15 protein-coding genes are annotated in these 20,777 nt (G+C 73.4%); 6 read left to right on the top strand and 9 right to left on the bottom strand.

The window, feature by feature from the left end; translation table 11 throughout:
* The first annotated feature begins 21 nt into the window (after positions 1–21).
* Positions 22–837, top strand: coding sequence for an ABC transporter ATP-binding protein (locus ACIBLA_RS14040; RefSeq protein WP_399198667.1), 816 nt, complete (start codon positions 22–24; stop codon positions 835–837).
* A 54-nt stretch (positions 838–891) separates the two neighbouring features.
* Here ACIBLA_RS14040 and ACIBLA_RS14035 read toward each other — a convergent pair whose 3' ends face one another.
* A complete protein-coding gene (locus ACIBLA_RS14035; RefSeq protein WP_363246811.1) occupies positions 892–1,239 on the bottom strand; it encodes an SCP2 sterol-binding domain-containing protein in 348 nt (115 codons plus the stop codon).
* A gap of 42 nt (positions 1,240–1,281) precedes the next feature.
* On the opposite strand from ACIBLA_RS14035, the gene ACIBLA_RS14030 reads away from it, so the two are divergent.
* From ACIBLA_RS14030 to ACIBLA_RS14010, 5 genes are all read left to right on the top strand, one after another.
* Positions 1,282–1,605: a hypothetical protein gene (locus ACIBLA_RS14030; protein ID WP_363246812.1), complete on the top strand. Its 324-nt coding sequence runs from the start codon at positions 1,282–1,284 to the stop codon at positions 1,603–1,605.
* Between the two features lie 7 nt (positions 1,606–1,612).
* The gene (locus tag ACIBLA_RS14025; RefSeq protein ID WP_363246813.1) at positions 1,613–2,428 is read left to right on the top strand and encodes a TlyA family RNA methyltransferase; all 816 of its coding nucleotides are present in this window, start codon (positions 1,613–1,615) and stop codon (positions 2,426–2,428) included.
* The gene (locus ACIBLA_RS14020; RefSeq protein WP_363246814.1) at positions 2,425–3,357 is read left to right on the top strand and encodes an NAD kinase; all 933 of its coding nucleotides are present in this window, start codon (positions 2,425–2,427) and stop codon (positions 3,355–3,357) included. Before ACIBLA_RS14025 ends, ACIBLA_RS14020 begins: the two co-directional genes overlap by 4 nt.
* A gap of 142 nt (positions 3,358–3,499) precedes the next feature.
* Positions 3,500–5,221, top strand: a complete 1,722-nt coding sequence (gene recN / locus ACIBLA_RS14015) for a DNA repair protein RecN (protein WP_399198676.1) — start codon at positions 3,500–3,502, stop codon at positions 5,219–5,221.
* Positions 5,222–5,400: 179 nt separating this feature from the next.
* Positions 5,401–6,507 carry a glycosyltransferase family 4 protein gene (locus tag ACIBLA_RS14010; RefSeq protein ID WP_363246815.1) on the top strand — a complete coding sequence of 369 codons (1,107 nt, stop codon included), beginning with the start codon at positions 5,401–5,403 and terminating at the stop codon, positions 6,505–6,507.
* Positions 6,508–6,667: 160 nt separating this feature from the next.
* On the opposite strand, the gene ACIBLA_RS14005 is transcribed toward ACIBLA_RS14010, so the two are convergent.
* The 8 genes from ACIBLA_RS14005 to ACIBLA_RS13970 all read right to left on the bottom strand — a co-directional run bounded on the left by ACIBLA_RS14005 (position 6,668) and on the right by ACIBLA_RS13970 (position 20,762).
* Positions 6,668–8,284: a PucR family transcriptional regulator gene (locus tag ACIBLA_RS14005; protein ID WP_399198665.1), complete on the bottom strand. Its 1,617-nt coding sequence runs from the start codon at positions 8,282–8,284 to the stop codon at positions 6,668–6,670.
* A 93-nt stretch (positions 8,285–8,377) separates the two neighbouring features.
* Positions 8,378–9,262, bottom strand: coding sequence for a peptidoglycan-binding protein (locus ACIBLA_RS14000; RefSeq protein ID WP_363245682.1), 885 nt, complete (start codon positions 9,260–9,262; stop codon positions 8,378–8,380).
* On the bottom strand, positions 9,262–10,824 hold the full coding sequence (locus tag ACIBLA_RS13995; protein WP_399198664.1) for a DUF6519 domain-containing protein: 1,563 nt from the start codon (positions 10,822–10,824) through the stop codon (positions 9,262–9,264). The genes ACIBLA_RS14000 and ACIBLA_RS13995 overlap by 1 nt, the downstream gene beginning before the upstream one ends.
* A gap of 54 nt (positions 10,825–10,878) precedes the next feature.
* Positions 10,879–13,062 carry a hypothetical protein gene (locus tag ACIBLA_RS13990; RefSeq protein WP_399198663.1) on the bottom strand — a complete coding sequence of 728 codons (2,184 nt, stop codon included), beginning with the start codon at positions 13,060–13,062 and terminating at the stop codon, positions 10,879–10,881.
* Positions 13,062–16,889, bottom strand: coding sequence for a putative baseplate assembly protein (locus ACIBLA_RS13985; RefSeq protein WP_399198662.1), 3,828 nt, complete (start codon positions 16,887–16,889; stop codon positions 13,062–13,064). The genes ACIBLA_RS13990 and ACIBLA_RS13985 overlap by 1 nt, the downstream gene beginning before the upstream one ends.
* Complete coding sequence (locus tag ACIBLA_RS13980; RefSeq protein ID WP_399198661.1) at positions 16,886–20,026, bottom strand: putative baseplate assembly protein; 3,141 nt, start codon at positions 20,024–20,026, stop codon at positions 16,886–16,888. Before ACIBLA_RS13980 ends, ACIBLA_RS13985 begins: the two co-directional genes overlap by 4 nt.
* Positions 20,023–20,421, bottom strand: a complete 399-nt coding sequence (locus ACIBLA_RS13975) for a GPW/gp25 family protein (protein WP_399198660.1) — start codon at positions 20,419–20,421, stop codon at positions 20,023–20,025. The genes ACIBLA_RS13980 and ACIBLA_RS13975 overlap by 4 nt, the downstream gene beginning before the upstream one ends.
* A complete protein-coding gene (locus ACIBLA_RS13970; RefSeq protein WP_363245688.1) occupies positions 20,418–20,762 on the bottom strand; it encodes a hypothetical protein in 345 nt (114 codons plus the stop codon). Before ACIBLA_RS13970 ends, ACIBLA_RS13975 begins: the two co-directional genes overlap by 4 nt.
* Positions 20,763–20,777: the final 15 nt, after the last annotated feature.

Below are 20,777 nucleotides of genomic sequence, written 5' to 3'. Positions count from 1 at the left end.
CGTCATCCCAGGAGTACGACCATGCAGCGCCTCACGGCGGAAACGGTGACCCTCGGCTACGACCAGCGGGTCATCGCCCGCGATCTGTCGGTCGAGATCCCCGACAACTCGTTCACCGTGATCGTCGGCCCCAACGCCTGCGGGAAATCAACCCTGTTGCGTGCCCTGTCGCGGATGCTCAAGCCGTCGCAGGGCCGCGTCCTGCTCGACGGCGCCGCGATCCACTCCCTGCCCGCCAAGAAGGTCGCCCGGACGCTCGGCCTGCTCCCGCAGTCGTCCATCGCGCCGGACGGCATCACCGTCGCCGACCTCGTCGCCCGGGGCCGCTATCCGCACCAGGCACTGCTGCGCCAGTGGTCCCCGGACGACGAACGGATTGTCGAGGAGTCGATGGCGTCGACCGGCATCGGCGACCTGGCCGATCGGTATGTCGACGAATTGTCCGGCGGCCAGCGGCAGCGGGTCTGGATCGCCATGGCACTCGCCCAGCAGACGCCGCTGCTGCTCCTGGACGAACCCACCACGTTCCTGGACATCCAGCACCAGATCGACGTTCTCGACCTCTGCGCCGATCTGCACGAGACCCAGGGCCGTACGCTCGTCGCCGTCCTGCACGACCTCAACCACGCCGCCCGCTACGCCACACACCTCATCGCGATGCGCGAGGGCGAGATCCACGCCGAGGGGCCGCCGGCCGATGTCGTGACCGCGGAGCTCGTCGAGCGCGTCTTCGGGCTCCGCTGCCAGGTCATCGACGACCCGGAGACGGGCACCCCGCTGGTCGTCCCGACGGCGCGCAGGGCGCGTCACACGGTGCCTGTGGGGCTGGTGAAGTGAGCAGAGGAGCAAGCCGAGGAGCGAGCCGAGGAGCGAGCCGAGGAGCAAGCCGCCTCAGAGCAGTGAGCGCAGCCGCAGCAGATCGCGGAAACCCGCTTCGAGTCTGACCCGCCCCGAGCCCCACGCCTTGGCGAAGTTCAGCTCGCCGTCGACCATGGCGACCAGATCGTCGCCCGCCATGGCGAGCCTGATCTGCGCCTTCTCACGCGGTGGACCGTCGTGCGTGTCCAGCACCTCGATCCGGCCGTTGTCGATCCGGCCGGTGAAGGTCGTGTCGAGGTCGGTGATGTGGCAGCTCAGCGAGCGGTCGAAACCGGTCGCCCCGCGGATCCCGTCGTCCGCCTGTGCCATGTTGTCCGAGAGCTTGTCGAGTGCGCTGCGGCACTCCTCCTTCGTCGCCATCGTGATCGACGGTACCGCAGGGCTTCGCGGTAGCGTCTGGGCATGAGCGACGAGACGGCGGGCCCGGCCGACCGGGAGAACGCCTCCCCTCCACCGGAGCCCCCTGCCCCTGAGCACCCTGTGCACGAACCCGCCGCCCCCGCCCCTCTCGGCATCGAGCGCGTCCCCACCGGCAACCCCGAGGTGGACGAGAATCTGGCCAGACTGGGGGACGCGGACCACCTTCCGGCGGACGGCCACCTCGACGTGTACGAGGATGTGCACCGGGGCCTGCGCGACGCGCTGACCGCGCTCGACGCACGCCCCGGACCCGGCCAGGCCGCCCCCCGGCCCGGCCCCTCGCCGTCGTACGACCACAGGAGCTGAACCGAACGTGGCAGGAGTGGCACGCCAACGCCTCGACGCCGAGCTGGTACGCCGCAAACTCGCACGCTCACGCGAGCACGCGACCCAACTGATCGCCGCGGGACGGGTGACCGTCGGCGGCACCACCGCGACCAAGCCGGCCACCCAGGTCGAGAAGAGCGCCGCCGTGGTCGTCGCCGAGGACGGCGCCGACCCCGGATACGTCTCGCGCGGCGGGCACAAACTCGCGGGCGCCCTGGACGTCTTCGTACCCCGGGGGCTGCGGGTGGAGGGGCGCAGGGCGCTGGACGCGGGCGCGTCGACCGGCGGCTTCACCGACGTGCTGCTGCGCGCCGGGGTCCGGCAGGTCGTCGCCGTCGACGTCGGGTACGGGCAACTGGCCTGGTCCCTGCAGAGCGATGAACGCGTCACCGTCAAGGACCGTACGAACGTACGTGAGTTGACGCCGGAGATCATCGACGGAGAGCCGGTGGACCTGATCGTGGGAGACCTGTCGTTCATCCCGCTGGGCCTGGTGCTGCCCGCGCTGGCGCGCTGCGCCGCGCCCGACGCGGACCTGGTGCTGATGGTCAAGCCGCAGTTCGAGGTGGGCAAGGAACGCCTCGGCAGCGGCGGTGTGGTGCGCAGCCCGCAGCTGCGGGCCGAGGCCGTACGGACAGTGGCGGGCAAGGCGGCGGAACTCGGCCTCGGGACCCGCGGCGTCACCGCGAGCCCGCTGCCCGGACCGGCCGGGAACGTCGAATACTTCCTGTGGCTCACCGCCGGGGCGCCCGATGTCGACCCGGCCGATGTCGACCGTGCTGTGGCGGAGGGACCCCGTTGACGACGAACGCCGAAGTGAGCGCGGAGGGTGCCGGGGAGCGTCGTACGGTCTTCCTGCTGGCCCACACCGGCCGGCCCGCCGCGGTCCGCAGCGCCGAACTGGTCGTGCAGGGACTGCTGCGCGACGGCCTCGGGGTGCGCGTGCTGGCCTCCGAGGCGGCAGATCTGCCGCTGCCGTCGGCCGTCGAGACCGTCCCGGCGGGCACGTCCGGCGCGCTGAACGGCTGTGAACTGCTGATCGTGCTCGGCGGCGACGGCACGCTCCTGCGCGGCGCGGCCTTCGCACGGGCGTCCGGTGTGCCGATGCTCGGCGTCAACCTGGGCCGTGTCGGCTTCCTCGCCGAGGCGGAGCGCGACGACCTCGACCAGGTCGTCGAGCGGGTCGTGCACCGCGCGTACGAGGTCGAGGAACGGATGACGATCGACGTCCTCGTGCGCAGCAACGGCACCGTCGTGCACCGGGACTGGGCGCTCAACGAGGCGGCCGTGCAGAAGGTCTCGCCGGAGCGGATGCTGGAGGTCGTCCTGGAGATCGACGGGCGGCCGGTGACCGGCTTCGGGTGCGACGGCATCGTGTGCGCCACGCCGACCGGTTCGACGGCGTACGCCTTCTCGGCCGGCGGCCCGGTGGTGTGGCCGGAGGTGGAGGCGCTGCTGATGGTGCCGATCAGCGCGCACGCGCTGTTCGCGAAGCCGCTGGTGACGTCGCCGAAGTCGGTGCTCGCGGTGGAGGTGCAGTCGCACACACCGCACGGGGTGCTGTGGTGCGACGGACGCAGGACGGTCGAACTGCCGGCGGCCGCGCGGGTGGAGGTACGGCGTGGGGCGGTGCCCGTACGGCTGGCGCGACTGCACCAGGCGTCGTTCACCGACCGGCTGGTGGCGAAGTTCGCCCTCCCGGTGGCGGGGTGGCGCGGGGCGCCGCACTAGTTGGACCCTTCGCGGCGTCGCGCCCTGCCCGTGGGAGGAGCCGTTCCGGACCCCGCGAGCGCCTCTGTGACCGAATCGGAGGGCGGGGGGCCGTCGCACACCGGGCTCCGGACCTCGTAAGGTCGTGTCCGTGTTGGAGGAGATGCGGATACGGTCGCTCGGGGTCATCGACGACGCGGTGGTCGAGCTGTCGCCGGGGTTCACCGCGGTGACCGGCGAGACCGGCGCGGGCAAGACCATGGTCGTCACCAGCCTGGGGCTGCTGCTCGGCGGTCGCGCTGACGCCGCCCTGGTGCGGATCGGTGCCAAGGCCGCGGTGGTGGAGGGGCGGCTCACCATGGCCGCCGACGCCCCGGCGGCCAGGCGCGCGCAGGAGGCGGGTGCCGAACTCGACGAGGACGCGCTGCTGATCAGCCGGACCGTCTCGGCCGAGGGGCGTTCGCGCGCCCACATCGGCGGACGCTCCGTGCCGGTGGGCGTGCTGGCCGAACTGGCGGACGACCTCGTCGCCGTACACGGCCAGACCGACCAGCAGGGCCTGCTGCGGCCCGCGCGGCAGCGGCAGGCGCTCGACCGGTACGCGGGGGACGCGGTCGCCGCGCCGCTCGCCAAGTACGCGGACGCCTACCGGCGGCTGCGGACGGTCGCCGCCGAGCTGGCGGAGCTGACCACCCGCGCCCGTGAACGCGCGCAGGAGGCTGACCTGCTGCGCTTCGGCCTGAACGAGATCGCCGCCGTCGAGCCCCTGCCGGGCGAGGACGCCGAACTGGCCGCCGAGGCCGAACGGCTCGGCCACGCGGAGGCCCTGGCCTCCGCGGCGTCCCTCGCGCACGGGGCGCTCGCAGGCGACCCCGAGGACCCTGCGGAGGGCGGCGACGCGACGACGCTCGTCGGCGGTGCGGGACGCGCCCTGGAGGCCGTACGGTCCCACGACCCGGCGCTGGCCGCGCTCGCCGACCGGATGGGTGAGATCGCGATCCTGCTGGCGGACGTGGCCGGTGAACTCGCCGGTTACGCCGACAACCTGGACTCCGACCCGCTGCGCCTCGCGGCGGTCGAGGAGCGCCGGGCGGCGCTCACCGGGCTGACGCGCAAGTACGGCCAGGACATCGACGGCGTGCTGGCCTGGGCCCAGGAGAACGCCGCGCGCCTGACCGAACTTGAGGGCGACGACGACCGGATCGGCGAGCTGACCGCCGAGCACGCCACTCTGCTGGGTGAACTCTCCGGTCTGGCACAGGCGTTGACCGACGCCCGTACGGAGGCGGCGGCGCGCTTCGCGGCGGCCGTCACCACCGAACTCGCCTCCCTCGCGATGCCGCACGCGCGCGTCTCGTTCGACGTGAGGCAGACCGAGGACCCGGACGGTGTCGAGGTGGACGGCCGCCCGGTGGCGTACGGCTCGTCCGGCGCCGACGAGGTCGAGCTGCTGCTCGCCCCGCACCCCGGCGCACCGCCGCGGCCGATCGCCAAGGGCGCGTCCGGCGGTGAGCTGTCGCGCGTGATGCTCGCGGTCGAGGTGGTCTTCGCCGGGTCCGATCCGGTACCGACGTACCTCTTCGACGAGGTGGACGCGGGCGTCGGCGGCAAGGCGGCGGTCGAGGTCGGCCGACGGCTCGCGAAGCTCGCCAAGTCCGCGCAGGTGGTGGTCGTGACGCACCTGCCGCAGGTCGCGGCGTTCGCGGACCGGCAGCTGCTGGTGGAGAAGACCAACGACGGGGCGGTGACCCGGTCCGGTGTCACGGTCCTCGAAGGCGAGGACCGGGTACGGGAGTTGTCCCGGATGCTGGCGGGCCAGGAGGACTCCGAGACGGCCCGCGCCCACGCGGAGGAGCTGCTGGCGACGGCCCGCGCGGACGTGTAGGACCGGGTGTCGCGGCGGCGGTACCGTGGTGGTGCGCGCCGCGAGGTCACTCGTGTGAGTGATCCTGCGCGGGGAGTCGCGACGACCGACACACCCGCGACGTCTCTCGGTGCCGGAAGGTCCGTACCGGCTGGCATCCTTGGCGCAGCACACACCACCGGAACAGGAGCCTTGGACACGTGACACAGCTGCGTACGGTCCAAGTGCTCGGCGGTGGCAGCGCGGGCAGCAGCGCGCACGTCAGATCGCTGGCGGCGGGGCTTGTCGCACGGGGCGTACGCGTCACCGTCTGCGCGCCGGACTCGCTGGAGCGGGTGTACGACTTCCGGGGCTCCGGCGCCGACCATGTGCCGGTGGCCCGGCGCGGTGACCCCGTCTCCCTCGGGGCGCTGCGGACCGCCTGCGCCGCCGCCGACGTGGTGCACGCGCACGGACTGCACGCCGCCGTACGTGCGGCCGTCGCCCTCGGCGGGCAGCGCGTGCCGCTCGTCGTCACGTGGCACACCCGCGTGCACGCGGACGGACCGCGCGGTCATCTGCTGCGGCTGCTGGAGCGAAGGGCGGTCCGGGCGGCGGCCGTTGTGCTCGGCGCCTCGTCCGAGCTGGTCGACCGGGCCCGTCTGCGCGGTGCCCGCGACGCGCGCCTCGCCCCGGTCGCGTTCCCGACACCGCGCCGGGCCCCGGTCTTCGGCGACGACGCCGAACACGACGCGGGGGACAAGGCCCGTGCCGAACTGGGCGCGGTGGGGCGGCCGTTGCTGATGGCGGTCGGCAGCCTCGTACCCGACCGGGGTTACGGCACCCTCCTGGACGCCGCGAGGCAGTGGCGGGCCCTCGACCCCGTACCGCTGCTGGTCATCGCGGGCGAGGGCCGCGAACGGGCCGCGCTCCAGGGGCGGATCGACACGGAGGGGCTGCCGGTCAGCCTCGTCGGCCGCCGCGACGACGTGACCGAACTGCTCGCCGCCGCGGACATCGCGCTGCTGCCCAGCCGCTGGGAGGCCCGGTCGCTGCTGGCCCAGGAGGCGCTGCGGCTCGGTGTCCCCCTGGTCGCCACGGCGGTCGGTGCCGTCCCCGAACTGGTCGGCGACGCGGCGGAGTTGATCCCGTACGGCGACGCCGCCGCCCTCGCGGACACGGTGACGCGCCTGCTGGCGGAACCCGACCGCCGCGCCGAACTCGCGACGGCCGGCCCGGTGCGCGCGGCGACATGGCCGACGGAGGACCACACGATCGCCCAAGTCCTGAGCGTCTACGACGAACTGACGCAGTCTCCGCTGCGGTGACGGGGCCTCCGGCGGATCGTCGAGCGGGGGATGGGGCTCGCGTGCTGTCCGGTCGACCCGACTCCGAACGGTTCCCCGCAGCGCGCCCTCACCGGTGCGGCCGATGCCGGCTTCCGGGCACGGGAGTCGCCCCCTGCGCGGCCGACATCCTCCGCCCGCCTCAGCGCACGTGCCGCCGCGCCCGCAGGGCCAGGCTGAGGGACAGGACCGTCCGCGGGTCGTCCAGGTTCGTGCCGAGCAGTTCGGAGATACGGGCCAGCCGGTTGTAGAGCGTCTGCCGGTTCAGATGCAGCTCGCGCGCCGTCTCCGCCTTGCGGCCCGCGTGGTCCAGGAATGTCGTCAGTGTCGGCAGCAACGGGGCGCGGGACGCGCGGTCGTGGGTGAGCAGCGGGCCGATCGCGCGGTGCACGAACGCCGACAGGTCCGGGTGGTCCCGCAGCCGCCACAGCAGCAGGTCGACATCCAGCCGCCCCGCGTCGTGCCACGGCCTCTCCGGCAGGCCGCCCGCCGCCGCCGCGGTCTCCGCCGCGTGGCGCAGCCCCGCGCCCGCCGCCGCCCAGCCGCCCGGCACGCCGACGACCACCACGGGGCGCCGGCCGCCGGCCCGTTCGACGCCCGCCCGCAGCGCCGCGGCCACCCGGTCGGCCACCGCCGAGCGTTCGGACTCGGAGCGCAGCCCGAGCAGCAGCGGGATCCGGCCCTCCGTAGGACGTACGCCCAGCAGCACCGGCACACCCACACACGCCAGCTCCTCCAGCACGGCCCGCACCAGTGGCGCCCAGTTGGCCGACGGAGCCGGCTCCGGGCCCAGCCGCATCACGACCGGCAGCAGCGGCCCCTCGCCCGGCCGGAAGCCCAGCACACCGGCCTGCGCGGGCGCGTCGGCCGCCGCGATGCGGCCCTCCGCGAGGTCGGTGAGGAAATCGCCCCGGCCCCGCGCGGCCAGCTCCTCCTCCTGGCGCGCCTGCATCAGGACCACCGCCAGGGTGCCCGCCGCCCGCTCGGCCGCCATCCGGTGCACCGGAAGCAGCGGGGCCGACACCGGAGGCAGTACGAGCTTGGCGCGTACGGCTCCGGCTCCGTGCCTGCCACCGGGCACGTCCACCAGCACCGTGCCCGCCGGCGGCCCCGCCTCACGGTCGGCCCGCTGCGCCCGCAGCCCCTCCCAGACCTGAAGCGGCTCAGCGGCCGTCGGTGGACCCGTCGCGCCGGCCGCCGCGTACAGCAACTGCCCGTCGGCGGTCTCCAGGAAGACCGGGTTACCGGCGAAGTCGGCGAGGATACGCAGCACCTGGGGGACGCCACCGCCCTGGAGCAGTGCGTCCGTGCACCGCCGGTGGACCTCCTCGGCCTGGCGCAGCAGCGCGTAGTGCCCGTTGACGATCTCGGTGTGGACCTCCTCGGTCACCGACACGAACGGCACCTCGCGGTGCAGCTGCACCAGCGGCAGCCCGGCCGCCCGCGCCGCTTCCACGACCGCGGCGGGCAGCCGCCCGAACCGCGGCCCCAGCTCCACCACGAGGGCCGCGATCCCGCGATCGGCCAGCCCGCGCACGAACGCGCGCTGTTCGGCGGGGCGGGTGCCCAGACCGATGCCCGTGGTGAGCAGCAGTTCGCCGCCCTTGAGGAGGGACGCGATGTTCGGCACCTCGCCCGCGTGCGCCCAGCGCACGGTGCGGTGCAGCCGGTCGGCCCCGGCGACGACCTCCGGGAGCCCGGCACGGAGCCCCGGCAGCTCCAGGGCCCGTCGCACGGTGATTCCGGCCTGATCGTCCATGGGCCGGACGCTACCCGGCCCGCGCGCCGGTGTCCCGCGCGGGCCGTCGGGCGGAGCCGGGAGCGGGGGAGGAGCCCGGCCGGGGACAGGCTCTCAACGCGGGACCTTCAGCTTGTCCCAGCTCGTCCTGCCCGGAATGCCGTCCGCGTCCTTGCCCTTGAAGCCGAGCTTCTGCTGCCAGGCCTGGTAGGACTTGCGGTCGGCGTCGGTCCACTCGGGGCCGGGCCCCTCCGCGTAACGGTCGCAGCCCTCGGCGACCAGCCGGCGGCCCATGGCGGTGATGACCGCGGACCTCTGGCCGGCGTGGAAGAAGCCGGCACCGGGAAACTTCACGTACGACGGTTTGGACGGCTTGGGGTCCGGGTCGGGCGCGGGGCCGGGCGCCTTTCCGTCCAGCCGGTCGGCGATCCGCTTGCGCATGCCGTCCATCGTGAAGCCGCGCGGGTCCACCTTGCCCGGCTGCCACTCCTTGTGGCCGATGACCGACCGCTCGCTCCAGCCGTGGTGACGGCAGATCGCGGCGGACGCCCTCTCGATGGCCTCCTTCTGCGCGGCGGGCCAGGGGTCCTTGCCGTCGCCGAGGTTGACGCACTCGAAGCCGTAGAAGTGCCGGTTGCCGTCGGTGTCGGACTCGTTGTCGGGCGGCAGTTTCGTCTCGTTGACGACGGCGCGCAGGACGTCGCTGTCGCCCAGCCCCGCATGGTTGGCCCGGCCGTTGCCGACCAGATGGACATGGCCCTTCTTGTCGATGACGCCGTGGCACAGCGGCCCCGGCAGTCCCGAGTAGCCGTTGTAGCAGATGTTCACGGAGGCGTCCGTGCCCGAGGTGACGGTGTGATGGATCATCACACCGTTCACCGGACCCCACGGACCTTTCGAATTGCGGTTGTGGGTACGCCAGTTGCGCACCTCGTGGACCGTCAGGCCCTCCGCGCGCAGGATCTTCACCAGTTGGGACGCGCTCAGAGGTGTGGCCATCACTCGTCTCCTTCCACGGCGGGCTCCGCTTCCGCGGCGGTCCGCGACTTTCCGTCCGAGGCCTCTTCGGCCGCGACTTCCTCGCTGCGTGCCTGTTCCTCCGCCGCCAGGGTCGCGTCGTCGGCGGCCGGGATGCCGCTCGCGAGCGGGGCGAAGGCCAGACGCAGATCGACAGCGCCCTCCTCGCCCTTGACCAGGGCCAGCGGGGCGAAGTGGCGGGCGATGCCGGCGGGCCCCTTGAGCAGCGCGCGGCGCGCCGGGTCCCTGGGCCATTCGACGCCGCCGGTGGCGGTGCGGGCCGGGATGAGCCAGTGGTCGCCGGTGCGGTAGGTGCCGTCCTTGGCGAAGTACACCTCGACGCCGTCCTCCAGCGGCAGCCATTCCCCCTCGGCGACGGGAACGGCGCCGCCCTTCAGAGCCGCCTTACGGCCCTTGCGCCTCGGGCCCTCGTGATGGTCCCAGCGGCGCAGGAACGGGTGCAGGTGCGGCAGCCGGCCGACGCCGGGTCCGGGCTCGGCGGACAGGCGGACGCCGCGGCCCGGCAGGTCCAGCTCCTCGACCCGCAGCAGGGGCAGGGCTTCCAGCCGGGAGGCGTAGGCGGTGTCCGTGAACTCGACGAGGTCGCCGACATCCAGGTCCAGTTTGTCGTCGTGGCCGAGGGACGCCAACCGCACCCAGGTGCCGTCGAGTTCGTCGACCGGGAAGACGACCGAACCGTTCTCGCGCGACCACTTGAAGGTGGCGTCCTTCGCCTCGCCGCCGGCATGGACCTCGACCCGGTACAGCTGGTTCTCCGTTCCGCGGTAGCGCGCGTCGGGCTTGACCAGGCACGGGTCCTCGTCCGCGTGGTCGGGCCGCTCGCTGCGGGCGGCCAGCCGGGCGGTGGCCGCCGCCTCGTTCCGAGCCCATTTCTCGAAAGCGTCGCGGACGGCGTCCCTCGACGGGTCGGTGTCCTCGATCGCCAGCTCCGCGAGGGACAGCGGCAGCACCTGCCAGACCACCTTGACGCGGGCCGCGGTGTCCGGCATCGACGCTCCGAGGGCGACCTCCCGCAGCGCCGGGTCCTCGGCCGCGTTCACCGACCGCTCCCACACGTTCAGGTAGACCACGAACGGCGACTGCGTGGGGGAGGGCAGCCGGTCTCCGGGCCTCTCCGGGTCGCGGTAGGCGTCAGGTTGGTCCCAGTAGGTCCAGTGGGTCGGCGGCGCGGCGGTGTCCTGATCCGCGTCCGAGGCGTCGGCGGCGTTGTCGTCCGGCACGGGCGTGCCGGGCGCCGGGCGGTCCGCGTCGGCCGCGATGCCGTCGACGTAGTAGCGGCCACCGTGGATGTGGAGGGTGTCGATGTCGTGCTTGCCGCCCTTGTACTCGATACGGAAGCCCGCCGCGCCGAGTGGCCCGCCGTGGCGGCCGATCAGGTCCGCGGCGAGGGTGCGGGCCTGGTGGAGCTGGATCGCGGTCTGCTCGTTGGCGTCGGCGTCGAGCTGGACGCGGCCCTGCTGGGCGACGACCGCGGAGTAGCGCAGCTCCGGTCGGAAGGTGAGACGGGAGAGGTCAGCGTGCATGAAAGGGGTCCCCCAGGTTCAGAAAGGTGCGGGTGGGTCGTACGGCGGCACTGTTCACGTCACGAAGAAGATTCCGGCGTCCGTACCAGCGGGCGTGTACTCCGCGAGCCGTGCGCGCAGACCGTCCTCGCGCTGTGGCCGGTACAGGTCGTGGAAGGCGCCCATCTCGGCACCGTCGTCCGCGCCGCGACGGATCCACTCGGGGCAGCGATCGGCCAACTGCCCGTACCAGGGCGTCCCGTAACGCACGGCGGCGAACAACGGCCGTACGCCGGGGGTGAGATCGGGCTGGCAGCGGTACCGTCGCGGCGTGCGTGAGCCGGCGGGGACGTAACTGTGGCGCAGACAGCCGATGCCGCGCCGCGCCACGTGGAGCCTTCCCGTGAACAGGGAGTTCTCGGCGATCGCCACGGCGTGCGTGTGGACTTCGCCGATGACGGTGGTGCGGTGCACATGCAGCACGGCGTGGGCGTGGCGGCAGTCGGGTGCGGAAAGCGCCTCGCGGTCGTGCCCGGTGGCGTCGAGGATGCTGTCGCGGAGGTGGATGTCGAGGGGGTCCTCGCTCACCTCGTCACCGATGACCTCGATGGTCCCGAGCACGCTGTGTTCGATCTGGAGGCAGGCGGTGGTGCGGTCCAGGACGATGCTGGGCTCCTCGGGCGAGTGCGGCTCGCACTCGGGCTCCAGGGACCAGCCGGGTACGAGCGTGGTGTGCCGGACGACGACGGCTGCCATCGGTCCGGTGACGTTGATGCCGCGCCCGGCGACCAGCAGCCCGTCGAGGACGACACGGGGCCGCTCGTGCGGGGCGCAGTCGTCCGCCACGGCGCGGATGTTGAGGGCGTCGGGCCGGTTGCTGTACCAGTCCAGCAGGCGGATCACCGGCCGCGTGCCCTCGGCCGCCCGCAGCTCCAGCCGGTCGCCGGGGTCGAGGTCGAAGTCCAGCTGCTCCTGGTAGGCACCACTGTGCGTGATCTCGATGATGCCGTCGGGCCCGGTACGGCCCGCCCGGCGGTCGTGCTGCCAGGCCCGGTACGCGTCCATGATCTGGCGGTACGGCTGCGCGGGGCCGACCCGGTAGAAGGCGGCGTCGGGCCGCTCCACGCGGTCGGGCCGCTCGTACTCGCCGCCGCCCATGTCGGCGCCGTACGCGTAGTGGTAGTCCACCCACACACCCTGCCGGGGCGCCGACCGCGCCCCGAACGCGATCCGCCCCAGCTCGGGATCGACGGCGACCTGACCGCGCTTGGGCCGGTAGCGCCAGTCGGAGAGGTCGGTGACCACGATGTCGGACGGCGGCACGGGCTTGTCCTCGCCGTCGCGCCGGATGACGAAGCTCTTGCCGGGGCCGTAGTGGTCCAGAAGCCGGTCGTGGAGCAGACGGCGGGTGATGAACGCCGGAACGTTGTCGGCGGTGGCGATATGGGTGGCGGACGGCTCCGGGACCGGCTTGGTCACCAGGGGGCTGTCATTGCCGAGGATCGAGAACGTGTAGAGGTTGCGGGCGCGGTCGACGCAGTACGCCGGGGAGGAGGTCAGGGAGTGGGCCCTGAGCCGCCAGACGAAGAGGGCGACCCCGGCCGGGGTCCAACCGCCCTGTGTGCGGCTGGAGTCGGCGCGGCGGACATCGACGGTACGGGCCGCGGTCTCGAACGGTCCGCCCGCGAGGGCGAGTGCGGAACCGTCGCGGAGGTCGACGAGACGGCCGCGGTCGCCGCGACGGGCTTGGGCTCCCGAGGTGCCGTACAGCTTCACCGGCTGGGTGTGGGACACGTGCCGGGACCGTTCGACGGCGCGTGCGGGCCAGCCGGTGACCTGCTCGGAGATCTCCTCCAGGAGATGGAGGGTGCCCTTGCGGCGGCGGTTGGCGACGGTGGCGGCCACGTCTGCGCGCGGGGCGACGGCCTCGGCCAGCTCGTCCCGGCCGCCGCCGTGCAGATCCGTGGTGAGGACGCGTTCGTAGCCCGGCAGGGTGCGGTAGCCCACGAGGTCGCCGAGGTACGGCAGCACCCAGGGGGCCGCGGTCTCCACGAACAGGTCCTCGTATCCCTGGGCCACGCCGTCGCGCACGCGGTCGAGTTGCTCGGAGACGACCGCGAGCAGGGCGCGCAGCGGTTCGCCCTCCTCGCTGTCACGCAGCAGGTGCCAGCGGGGCAGCAGGGCGGCCAGACCGTCGGGTTCCCTGGACGCCGCGGGGGACTCGGTCTCGAAGGGGACATCCGCCGAGTTCGCAGCCATCACTTGACCTCCGTCAGAATCAGTGTGTCCGCGGCCTTCGGCGACAGCAGCGCGAGCTGCGCCGGGCGAATGCCGCGGAAGACGAACAACGACCGGCCCTTCGCCAGGCGCCGGGTGTCGGTGATGTCGGGGTTGAGGCGCAGGAGTTCGGCGAGCGGGACGCCGTGCCGGGCGCTGATGGAGGACAGCGTCTCGCCTTCCTCGGCGCGTACGACGTGGGTCTTCTCGTCGTACGTCGCGGGGTGTGCCGGGACCGTCGGCCGCGCGGGTCCGGGGCGGGTGAGCAGCGCGGTGAGTTCCTCGGGCGTGGCGGACGCGGGGACGCCCGTGAAGATGTCGACGTCCACGTAGTCGACACCGGGCACGGTGTGAGCCGCTGCCAGGGCGTCGGAGAGCCGGGCCGGCTGCCCCAGCTCCCGCCCCTCGAAGCCGAGGCGGCGCAGCAGCGCCTGACGCAGCCGCGGTTCGACGATCTCCCAGGCGTGGTCCGGAGCCACCTTCACCTTGGCGGCGACGAGCAGCAGGACGAGTTCGCGCACGTCCACCCGGACGGGGAGGCCGGGGTCCCCGTACTCGGTGAGGGCGCCGCGCAGGGCGCGCAGCGTGGATGAGTTCTCGCCGTCGTCGGCGATCGGGACGTCGTCCGTTCCCGCGACCGTCACATGCAGCACACGCCGCCGTCCGTCGAAGAGTTCGCGGGCGGCGGCCCTGCCGATGCCGGCGCGGGAGCGGGCGAAGTCCTCGTAGTCGGCGGCGGATACGAGTCGGTCGAGGGCGGAGACGGCGAGTGGGATGGTTCGCCGGGTCAGGCCGGGGCCGTCCGCGTCCGCGCCGCCCGTGGCCGCGCGCGGGTTGGTGACGCGGGAGACACCGAGCGGCCGGGTGAGCGGCTGGGTGACGCGGTCGGCGGCGACGTTGGCCGCCTTGCCGGTGCCGAAGCGGTACCGGGCGCGGACGTTCTCGTGGCCGGTGGGCAGGCGGGCGCCGTGGATGCCGTCGCCGAAGGTGACGGTGGTACGTCCGTCGGCGGTGGAGCCGGTGATGTGGACGCGCTCGCGCGGGCCGCGTCCGGCGAGGCTGTCGACCTCGTGCCACAGGACGCCGTCCACCCGGATCTCCAGCACGGGTGTGGCGCCGAGGGGGTTGTCGTCGGCGAGCCAGGTGAGCGGGGACTGCCACAGAGCGAACGTCTGGTTGACGCGGTCCGAGTCGCCGCTGCCGATCGCCTCCTCCCGGCCCTCCCCGTGGGTGGCCTCGACGACGTTGCCGAGGATGCGGACGGTCTCGCGGCGGTAGCGGTGGGCGAGGTCGGCGGTCAGGGTCAGCCGGGTGTGGGTGTGGTCGCCCGGGAGCCGGGGGTCGACGGCCGGGTCGGCGGTGGCGATCGTCACGACCTCGGTGGCCGTCACCCCGGCCACCGACGGGATGTCGCTGCGCTCGCCGCCGATGATCAGGGTGCGTCCGGGCCGAAGTCCGTCGTACAGCTCGGCGAGTTCGATCTCGTTGCCGTGCACGTCCTCGCCGAGCGGTTCGTCCGCCAGACGCAGGGGCTCGCCCGCCGCGTGCACGGTGGTGTCGCGGATGTGGGAGAGCAGGACGTCGAACTCGTCCAGCCAGGGGTCGGCGAGTGTGAGTTCGGTGCCGCGGCCGGTGATGCCGTAGTTGGAGTAGGCGGCCGTGCGCGCGGCCACGACCTGCGTGGTGACGCAAGCGAGCTTCTTGTCGCCGGGGATGCCGTTCTCGGCGCCCTTGGCGGGGCGCTGGATCGCGACCCAGCTGCCGACGGTGATGCCGGTGTGCACTGTGTCGAGCTGGAGCACGCGGCGGTCGACGCCGTCGCGCCGGCTCGCGATGACCACCTCGACGTTGGGCTCGGTGCTGCCCGTCGAGTACCGGAGGCTGAACTCGTCCTCGCCGAGGTGGAGCGGCTTGGTGTCGCCCGGACGCAGGGGGACCGGGGCCTGGTCGCCGACGGTCACATGGACGAGCCCGTCGTCGCCGGGCCGTGACACGAACAGGTGGTACTCGGGGAGGCCCTGGCGGAGATGGGCGGTGACGCCGGGTTCCTGGGAGTCGGCGGGACGGCGGTTCAGCCAGTTCAGATCGCGGTCCTGGGCCACCCGCGTGGACAGCTCGACCTCACCCGTGCCGAGGCGGAAGACGACCGGCTGTGCCGTACGCAGATCCTCGGCGCGCTGGTCGGAGCTGCTGCCCTCGACGTACTGGAACTCCGCCCGGACCGGAGCCCTGCCCCCCGTGTCGAACACGACGCGCATGCTGACGAGGACCGCACCCGTGAGCGGCCAGTCCGCGGTGCGGATGACCCGGCCCCGGTCGTCCTGGACCGGCTTGAGCGGGGCCGTGGCGCCGAAGGGGGCGGCCGTGACACGCATCGCGAGCAGTTCGCGCAGGAGTTGCGGCGTACTCGGGGCCGCGGTGGTGCGCCAGGCCGGGTAGAGGCCGCTCAGGCCGGGGTTGAGGGCCGCGAGCAGCCGCGCGGTGTCCGTACCGGGAAGCTGGGCGCGGGTGCCGCCGCGTGGCGCGGGGGCGGCGGCGCGCAGAGCGGGCAGGACGTCGCTCAGGGCCCGGAGGGCGGCTTCGCGGGGTGCGAGGCCGGCCGCCGCTTCCGCGGCTTTCGTCTGTGGCTTCGAGGGCGCCCCGGTCCCGTTCGGATCTTCCGGCTCCTCCGGTTCGGACCGTGCCGGGGCCAGCTCCAGGGCCCGCTCGGCGAGTTCCGCGAGTACGGCCTCCAACTGCTCGAACCACGCGGCCACGTCCTCGTACGGTGTGGCCAGCACCTGGGCCTCACCGAGGCGGGCGACGGGCTCGGCGAGGCGGGCCGCGAGCCGTTCGGGGGACTCGACGGTGTCCAGGTCGGCGCGCAGCGGGGCCAGGACATGGTCCTCGAAGTCCTCGACGAGCTTGCTGACCGGGCGCGGGTTGGGGACCTCCGGAGTGGGGGGCTCGTCGCCCGGCTCTCCGGGCGCGGCCGGCTCCGCGGTCCAGCGCCGCACCTCATCGACGAGTTCCTTCAGCGTCGCCGGGGCCGACTTCGGCAGGGAGATCGCGGTGATCTCGTCCTCGCGGTCGACCCGCGCCTTCGCCACGGGCAGCAACTTCCGCTCACCGCCCGCGCGTTCACCGAACACGAAGAGGAGCTGGTCACCGGTCCGCAGCGAGTTGCCGGTGCCCGCGACGAACAGTTCCGAACGCTTCTCAAGATCCTGCGGGGTGACGAGGGAGGGGCGCCGGCGACGGACCTTCAGCTCGTTCCAGTCCCAGCGGGCCGTCAGGTCCCGGCCGGTCTCGAAGGTCTGGGACTCCTCGTCGGCGGAGGCCGGCACGCTGTGGCTGCGCGCCCCGCGCGGGATGACCACGGGAAGGCTCTCGGCGCGCGGGTCGCGTTCGAGGGTGTACGCGAGGTGGGTGGCGGCGGCCACGCCGGGGCGCGGCCGGTGGCCGACGAGCCGCCCGAGCAGCACCAGCGAACGGTGCTCGCCCGCGGTGCGGATGTAGGCCTCGTCCGCGATCCGTTCGGAGTGGAAGGTGAGCAGGTCGCCGAGGACGGCGGTGGCGTCGAGGAGGCCGATCGCCGGGTCGTCGGGCGTGCGGACCGTGAGCCTGCTCAGGGCGGGGTACGCGGGTGAGGCGAGCCGGTCGAGCAGAGCGGCCAGGAAGGAGCCGTACTCGCCCACGCGGTAGTCGAGGGCGGTGCGGCCGGGCGGGTTGTGGAGCGGGGCGGGCGCGAGACGCTCGTCGTGGCCGGCGCGGCAGGCGCCGCCACAGGTGCACCCGTCGGTCGCGGTGATCGGGTACGCGTCCGTCATCGGGCACCTCCCAGGGATATCGCCAGCCGGCCGTTCTCCGGCCGGTCGGGGTCGTTGTCGCAGGTGGCGATCGCCAGCGGGCCGAGCCGCAGCACACCGTCCTCCCTCTCTCCGCGGTCCTGCTCGAACAGCCGCCGCAGCCTGGTCACCCGGACGCTCTCCACACCCGCGACCCCCGCCGCGGCGGCGACCAGGCGGCTGAGCCGGACCGGTTCACCGAAGGTCAGCGCGTCCGGGTGGAAGAAGCCGAGCCGTCCGTCCGGCAGTCGGCCGCTGCCGAGCACGCGGTACAGCTCGGCGAGTATCTGCCCGTGCTGGTGGCCGGGCTTGGCACATACGGTGAGTGCGATGTCGAGCGGTACGAGACGCGCCGGGCCGACGACGAGGTCGTGGCCGATGCGCCGGTACGCCTCCAGGGCCTGTTCGACGGCGGAGAGCAGCTTCGCCGGCGGGCTGCCGGTGCCGAGGGCGTCGATCGCGATGTGCGCCTCCTGGACGCTGCCGGTCCAGCGGATCTCGGCGCCGGCCCGCTGCACTCCCGGCAGGGCGGAGGCGAGGGCCGCGTAGTCGTCGGCGGTGACGGCGCGCAGCCGGGTGCGGCGCAGGTCGAGGGGAGCCAACTGGCGTACCTGCTCGATGGGTTCGGGTTCCGTGCCACCGGTCGCGGGCAGCGGGTTGCGGACGACGGCGACGGGTGTCCCGCCGTCGTCACCGGCCCGCACCACCAGGTGGTTGACGGCTTCGGCACCGACATTGCCGGCGCTGCCGCCACCGAGCCGGTAGCGCGGGACCAGCCGGGCGCCCGGGGTCGGCTTCGCCCCGTGCCGGCCTTCGCCGAAGCGCAGGGCGAGGCGGCCGTCGTCCTCCAGTTCGCCGACGAAGTGCCGGTCGCGCGAGCCGCTGTCCAGCAGGTCGCGGCGCGGCTCCCAGACGGCTTCCTCGCCGTCTGCGGCGCCCTCGTGGAGGCGTACGGCGGGCAGCGCCCGGCGCGGGTCCTGGGCGAGCGCGGCACTCGCGGAGCCGCGGAGCACCGGCTCGTCGGGGTGCAGTCCGGCCGCGTACGCCGGACCCCAACTGTGCGCGATCTCCCAGGCGATGTGCCCGTCGAGGACGGTGCCCGCGCGGGCGCGTGCTGTCAGGATCTCGACGCGGCGCAGCTTGGCGTCCAGCAACTCATCGCTGCGCAGCAGGAGTTCACGGAGCGCGCGGACAGGGTGGCGGCGCAGTTCAAGGCGCTCAAGGACCTTCAGGCCGTAGATGACGGTGAGTTCGGCGATCTCGTCGTCGCCGAGCCCGTCGCGGTCGCGGGCGCTGCGCCAGAGGTCGACGAGCCGCTGCCGTATCCGCTCCGGGATGGCCGCGATCCGCTCGGCCTGCCCGGCGGAGACGATCCCCGGGTCGGGGAACGGCACGGCCTGCACGACCGGCACCCGGCCGAGGACGGGCCGGAAGCGGGGCTGAATCCCCGGATAGAGGGACTGGGCGAGCAGCGTGCGCAGGGCGGCGGCCTGGGCGTACGCGGTGCCGGGGACGACGCGTTCGTGCCGCTGCCCGGCCCACTCCAGGCCGATTCCGGCGCGGGTGCTCGCGGACAGACCGACGACGTCGAAGAGTTCGCGCACGTCGTCGGGGGTCAGTGCCTCGCCGGATTCCGTACGGTCCGTGAGGGAGTTGACGAGCCGTGCGGGAGCGTTGCCCTCCTCCCGGTCGTGGCAGCCGAAGGCGGGCGGGTCGCAGGGTGCGACAACGGCGGGTTCGGGCGGGACGGTCACGCTCTCGGGAAGTTCGCCGGACCACTGGAGGGTGCGGCCGTGATCGACGAGGACGACATTGCCGCGGGCGAGGCTCACGTCCTCGACCGGCAGACAGTCGCGTCCGCCGCGAGTGGTGAGGCAGAAGGGGAAGCGGAGCGCGTCCTCGGCGGCCCAGGTGACCTCCAGGACCGGCTGGTCCTCGATGCGGTCGACGGCCGGTGTGACGGAGGTGAGTCGTACGGCCTGGCGGTGGGCGGGATCGGCGTCGCCGGGGGTGCCGGTACGGGGCCCCTTGATCTCCTCCAGGACGAGCAGGTCGCCGGGGCCGAGGCCGAGCCGGCGCTCGCGGCAGGTCTCCGGGTCCTGCCACTCGTCGCGCAGGGTGGCGGATGTGGCGCCCTTCGGGAGGGTGCGTGTGTCGCCGCCCCAGGTCCACAGGCGGATCGCGTTGTGCGCGGTGCGCAGCTCAAGCGGGTCGGCGGGGGTGACCGGTTCGAAGACCTCCACGGAGCCGTGCTCGTCGAGGTCCGCGAGGTCGTGGTCGCCGATGACCGTGCCGGGCTCGGGCCGGTCGTGCGGGTCCAGGCTGCGGACGTCGACGGAGGCGAAGCGGTAGGTGCCAGGAGCGAGGGTCGTGTCGTCCGCGGTCTGCACGGTGACGTACGCACGGGCCGTGCACCCGTCGTGCATCGCGTAGTCGATGAGGCGGACATGACGCCGTACGGAGACCCGTCGGCGGGCGGTGTCGAGGTAGGCCTCGGTGGCCACCGCGTCCTGCTGGTAGCTGATCTGGTCGCCGGTGTACGCGAGGAGTTCGACCAGCGTCGTCCCGAGGTCGGCGGGGTTGCGTTCCACCCAGTCGGGCGTGGTGAGCGTGAGCCGGTCGAGGAGCAGCTTGCGGATGGTGTCGTAGTCGCGGGCCGTGTAGTCGATGACGGGCGCTTCGGGGAAGGCCGTTTCCCCGGAGGGTGCTTCCTTGCAGTCGAAGGGCGTCGGACAGTCGGGCCGGAAACGGAAAGGCGCGCTGTGGTAGCGCTGGTCGAAGCCGCGGAACGGCTCGGTGCCGGGGCGCCCGTACGGGTCGGTCTCCACGAGGGAGAGCCGGTAGCGGGAGGTGTCCCCGGTCTTGTCGAGGGTGACGTACAGCCGGTCGTCGAGCTCGGGGTCCTCCTCGCGCTCCACGCCGACGTCGAGGGCGGTGATGCCGGTGACGCGGCGGCCCCCGTCGACGCGGACGTTCTCGGGACACAGGCCGTGCGGGGCCTTGCCGAGGAACGTGACGGTGAGCAGCAGCCCGTCGTCGCTGACCTCGACGGCGTCGATGCCACCCAGCTGGGCGGCTCTGACCTTGGCCCGCCGGGAGGTGGTGGTACCGCTGGTCATGCGGCTGCCCTCCCTTCGAAGACGTCGTCGCGCCGGGCCCCGGTGGCGCGGACGACGTACGAGAGGTACACGCGGACGACGTGATCCTCGCTGACCACGTCAAGGGCCTCCACGTCGATGAGGTCGCCGAGCCAGCGCTGGAGGGCTGCCTGCACGGACAGTTCGAGGGTGCTGACCAGCTCGGGGCTGTTGGGTGCGAACACCAGGTCCAGCAGTCCGCAGCCGAAGTCGGGGCGCATCACGCGCTCGCCGGGGCTGGTGAACAGCAGTTGCTCGACCAGGTCGTGGACGTGATCGCCGTGGCCGGCGTGCGCCGTGCGTCCCCGGCGGTCGGCGTGGAAGGGAAACGCGATGTCGGTGCGGGGCGGCCGGGTTCCCCGGCTGGTGGGACTCATCGGACGGTGACCCTTCGCTGCGCGGCCGGGACGACGGGCGGTCCCTGCGGGACGAAGGCCGCGCTGAAGCACTGGGCCGCGGAGGTGTCGAGCAGCACGGGCACGCCGCCGGCCGTGACGCCGCTGCCGTCGGCGGTCCAGCGGACCGTGACGCACGGCATGGGCACACCGTCGACGGTGTGCGGGCAGCCGATGACCACGTAGCTGTGCGCGGCCGTGGCGACGAGGGCGCCCGCGAGGCGTACCCCGCCGGAGGGCGTGGTGGCGGTGGTGACCCGGCCGCCGTGCGGGCAGCCGATCACGGTGTCGGTGTCGAGCAGACTTCCGGATGTCCTGGACATGTTCTTCCTTCCCCC

This window comes from Streptomyces sp. NPDC050433, assembly GCF_044458565.1.
In the GTDB taxonomy this organism is placed as follows: domain Bacteria; phylum Actinomycetota; class Actinomycetes; order Streptomycetales; family Streptomycetaceae; genus Streptomyces.
Note: the sequence above shows the minus strand (reverse complement) of the source record. Positions and strands in the feature narration are given on the sequence as shown.